Raw genomic sequence first — 4,070 nt, forward strand, 5'->3', positions numbered from 1 at the left:
CGCCGCCGCCATGATCGGGGTGCCGAGCCCGCGCAGGACCGGGCGCTCGTCGCCCGGGACGGCGCGCTGCCGGGTGTACGTGACGACGGTGAGCACGACGAGCAGGACGCCCTGCGCGGCGACCACCCCGGCGGCGGCGCCCTCGTACCCGGGCAGCTTGCCCAGGCCGGACGGTGCCGGGCCCGCGAGCGTGGCCGTGCCGAGGCAGCACACGGTCACCACCACGGTGACCGCCCAGAGGGGGCGCAGGAGCCGTCGGGCCCTCGCCGGGCTGGTCGGCACGGGCAGGGCGAGCAGGACCACCTCGACCACGAACAGCCCGACGGCGATCCCGAACAGCACGCGGTGACCGGGCGCACCCACCCCACCCGGAGAGATGCCGGCGAGCAGGGCGACGTTCAGCGTCCCGACGCCGAACACCACGTGGAGCTGGCGCAGCCAACCGGTGGTCTGCTCGTCCTGCCAGAAGGCGGCGTCGGTGAGACTATCGGTCCGGCCGCCGGACCGGCGCGCCCCCGACGACGGGCCGAACCCCTCGAAGGCCCGCGCCGACCGGGTGCCGATGGCCCAGACGACCCGCAGCGCCAGCAGCGGAACGATCGACAGCAGGGCCAGTCGGGGCCCGGTCGGGAGGCTGTGCAGCCAGGCCAGGTAGGGGCGGCCGGCCCGGCAACCGGGGTACGGCACGCACTGCCAACCGACCAGGTCCAGCGTGACGCCCACCGCCGCCAGCATGAACGTGACCGTCAGGGTGCCGGCGAGCAACCGGCACAGCGCGCCGAGCAGCCCCCACCGGTCGTGCCCCGGCGGCCGGAGCCAGATCGCCAGGTTGCTCAGCATGAAGGGCAGCAGCAGCAACATCGAGGCCGTCCGGACCGCCGCGCCGGCGGTCAACGAACCCCAGCGGTACGCCTCGACGGCGACTCCGTCGGTGGCCCCGCCGGCGGGGCCGCTGCCCGGCCGGGGCCGGAAGAAGCCGGCGTGCGCGTCTCCGGCGACCCGGACCACGATCGGGTGGTCGAGGATCCGTTCGGCGGTGACCCCGGAGATGCCGTGTACGCGCAACTCGACGGCGTCGTGCCCCGGCGTCCTGTCCACGCCGTCAGGGTCACAGACAATCCACCCGGACGCTGCCGATCCCGAAAACGCCGGCCGCCCGTCCGTTGATCATGAAGTTGTTGTCACGACACGCCGGGCGGAGCGGCAATAACTTCATGATCAACGGGGTGGGGAGGGGCCGGAACCGGCGCGGGTCGGGAGGGCGGCGGTGACGCGGATGGCCTTGACGATCGCCGGGATGGAGCCGATCAACAGCACCAACCCCCAGATGATCGCGATGATCGCGAAGACCAGCGCCGCCACGTCGTCGACGATGCTGACCAGGATCACCGGCACCAGGTTGTGCAGGAACTCCAGCACGACAGTGCACAGCAGGGTGGTGAGGATCAGCAGGACCAGGCCCTTGTTCTGCAGGAAGCGCGGCTGGGCCAGCACCAGCATCCCCGCCCACACCAGCTTGAGCAGCAGCACCAGCCCGAGCAGCACCGCCGCCTCGCCGACCGGGAAGAAGCCCCACAGCGCCAGGTACGCCAGGGTCCCGAACGGGACGGCCAGGAACAGCGACACCATGATGGACAGCTCCACGAACGCGATGACCAGCGCGACCAGCCCGACGATGATAAGGATGATCGAGAAGATCAGGCTGGCGACGCCCTGCACCCGACCCTGGACCCGCTCGGGCAGCAGCAGGCCCAGGCAGAACAGCCCGGTGCTCCAGACCGCCACCGCGTCGATCAACGCCAGGTACCCGGTGCCCCGGCCGGACGGTTCGCTGACCCCGGACACGTCGTCAATCTGCACGTCCAACGCGCCGGCGCTGTCCGCGAGGGCCGCACCGGCGTCGGCGCCGCCGAGCAGCAGCCCGGCGCCGAGCTCCACCCCGATCGCCAGGACGATGGCGAGCATGGCCATCAGCAGGAACGGCTTGCGCAGGTCACCCACGGCGGCACCTTCCTCTCGGTCCAGGTCGGGTCAGGAGGTGGCCACGACGACAGTGCAGCCGCCCAGGCCGGGGCAGACCAGGCCCACCTCGGTGGCCTGGTCGACGGCGATCTTCGCCACCGCGCCGGTGCCGTCCGCCGCCGGCTCCACCTCGTCGCGGATGGTCAGGTCGGCGTCGCCGGGCGCCGGGGCGACGACAGTGAACCGTGCCGCGCTGCGCAACACCAGGGTGCGCAGCCCGCCGGGGTCCGCGACCCGCAGCACGCACGTGCCGGAGAACTCCAGCCGACCCGTCTCGTCGGCGCAGTCGGCGCTGACCGTCGCCGGATCCACCGCGGAACGCTCCCCACCCAGCGCGCCCAACCGGTCGACGAACCCGTGTCGGGCCCCCGGGTCACCCCGGTCGTCGCGGCCCGCGCCGACCGCGACCACGAAGAGCGCCACCAGCAGGACGGCGAGCAACCCCAGCAGCGCCTTCTGCCGACCACTCATCGGGCCACGGCCTGCGCCACGATCTCGGTGAACCGGATCTCGTCGACGCCCGCGAAGTAGCGGTTCGTGCCCTGCGTCTTGCCGATCACCAGGAGGGTGACCTGGTGCGGGCCCTTGCTGAGCTGGACCGTGCCGACGTCCAGCAGCTCCGTCTTTCGCACCGTCGGCGTGAAACCGAGGAACGTGCCGCCGACCTGGGTGCCGTCGATCGCGAAGACGGTGTTGGCGTAGTCGAAGGAGGTGGTGCGTACCGCGGCGAACCGCCAGGTGCCGTCGGCCGGGATCTGCACCGTCACGGTGACCTTGTCGCCGATGGCCAGCCCCTGGAAGAACAACTGCTGGTCGCCGGACCAGGTCACCCCACAGCAGTTGGGCTGCGCCTCCACCTTCGCGGCGCTCTTCGTCGGGGAGTCCACCACCGCGCCCGGCACCAGGCTCTCCGCCTCGACGGTGACCACCCGCGGCTCGCCGGGGGCCGGCTCGCCGTCGCGGGTCAGCAACACCACCGCCACGGCGACCACCACCAGCACCAACGCCGCCGCGGCGGCGATCCACAACCATGGGGTACGCCGTGGCGGCGCGACCGCCCGAACCTCGTAGGTGACCCGGCCGCTGGAGCGGGAACTCTCCTCCGGCGCGGTGTTCGCCGAGTACGCGAACCCGGTCATGTCGTAGCGGCGGGGCGGGGTGCCGGCCGGCACGGCGAGTCTGACCAGGAACGACACCGAACCCTGCCCGGGTACCACCCGTTGCGGCTCGGCGACGGTGAACCAGGCCCGCTGGGAACCGTCACCGGGCGCCACGTCGAACACCACAGTGTCCGGCGCGTTGCCCGGGTTGGAGACGGTGAAGGTCAGCTCGCCGCTGTTGCGCGGGTCGAGGGTGAACTGCTCGGCGGCGGCGACGACCGCCCACTCGGTGGTCATGACGACTCCTCTTCCAGGACGATCTCGACGGTGGCCGACGCGGGTTTCTCCGCCTCGACGATGCGGGTGATCACGGGAAGCTGGCCGGCGGCGGCGACCGGCACTCGCACCACGACGTGGAAGGGCCGCTCGGCGGGTTCGTCGATGGCGAAGCCCGACGTGCCGGTGGCCAGCTCCAGGGCCCGGCGTATCCCGTACGGGGTGCCGCGCCAGCGGGCGATCAGGGCGGCGTTGGCCACCAGGTCGCGCAGCCGACCCACCGGCAGCGGCAGCGGGGCGTCCGGCCGGGGCGCGGCGACCACGTGGTCCATCGCCACCCAGCGGGTCAACCGCACGACCATCCCGTCCGGCGCCCGGTACGGGTCGAACAGCGCGTCCACCTCGGCGAGGACCGCCTCGTCCGGGGCGTGCAGCCCCTCCATCACGTCCAGCAGCGCCCAGAGCACGCTGCCCGGCACGCAGGCCCGCTGGTAGGCGGCGGGCAGCAGCCGTTCAATCGCCGAGCGTCGCATCCTGGCGCACCACCTCGATGTCGTGCTCGCCGGAGCAGAGCAGCCAGGTATCCGGGACGGTCACCACGTCGGCGGTGGCCTGGTTGGCGCTGGGCGTCCAGGTGACGGCGTCGGCGCTGCGGTGCACGCCGCGCTCGCC

Annotated in this window: 4 protein-coding genes and 1 pseudogene; all 5 read right to left on the reverse strand. The window is 72.7% G+C overall.

What is annotated here, in order from left to right:
• A pseudogene (locus ABZU52_RS32010) lies at window positions 1–1,098 on the reverse strand (hypothetical protein); the annotation flags it as partial.
• Window positions 1,099–1,218: 120 nt separating this feature from the next.
• The gene (locus ABZU52_RS32015) at window positions 1,219–2,001 is read right to left on the reverse strand and encodes a hypothetical protein (protein ID WP_354974652.1); all 783 of its coding nucleotides are present in this window, start codon (window positions 1,999–2,001) and stop codon (window positions 1,219–1,221) included.
• Window positions 2,002–2,031: 30 nt separating this feature from the next.
• The gene (locus ABZU52_RS32020; protein WP_354974653.1) at window positions 2,032–2,493 is read right to left on the reverse strand and encodes a hypothetical protein; all 462 of its coding nucleotides are present in this window, start codon (window positions 2,491–2,493) and stop codon (window positions 2,032–2,034) included.
• Window positions 2,490–3,419 carry a hypothetical protein gene (locus tag ABZU52_RS32025; protein WP_354974654.1) on the reverse strand — a complete coding sequence of 310 codons (930 nt, stop codon included), beginning with the start codon at window positions 3,417–3,419 and terminating at the stop codon, window positions 2,490–2,492. Before ABZU52_RS32025 ends, ABZU52_RS32020 begins: the two co-directional genes overlap by 4 nt.
• Window positions 3,416–3,931 (reverse strand): phage tail protein, encoded by a 516-nt coding sequence (locus ABZU52_RS32030; protein ID WP_354974655.1) that lies wholly within the window; start codon window positions 3,929–3,931, stop codon window positions 3,416–3,418. Before ABZU52_RS32030 ends, ABZU52_RS32025 begins: the two co-directional genes overlap by 4 nt.
• Window positions 3,932–4,070 lie beyond the last annotated feature (139 nt).

Origin of the sequence: Micromonospora sp. NPDC005220 (assembly GCF_040607895.1) — a bacterium.
GTDB lineage: Bacteria > Actinomycetota > Actinomycetes > Mycobacteriales > Micromonosporaceae > Micromonospora.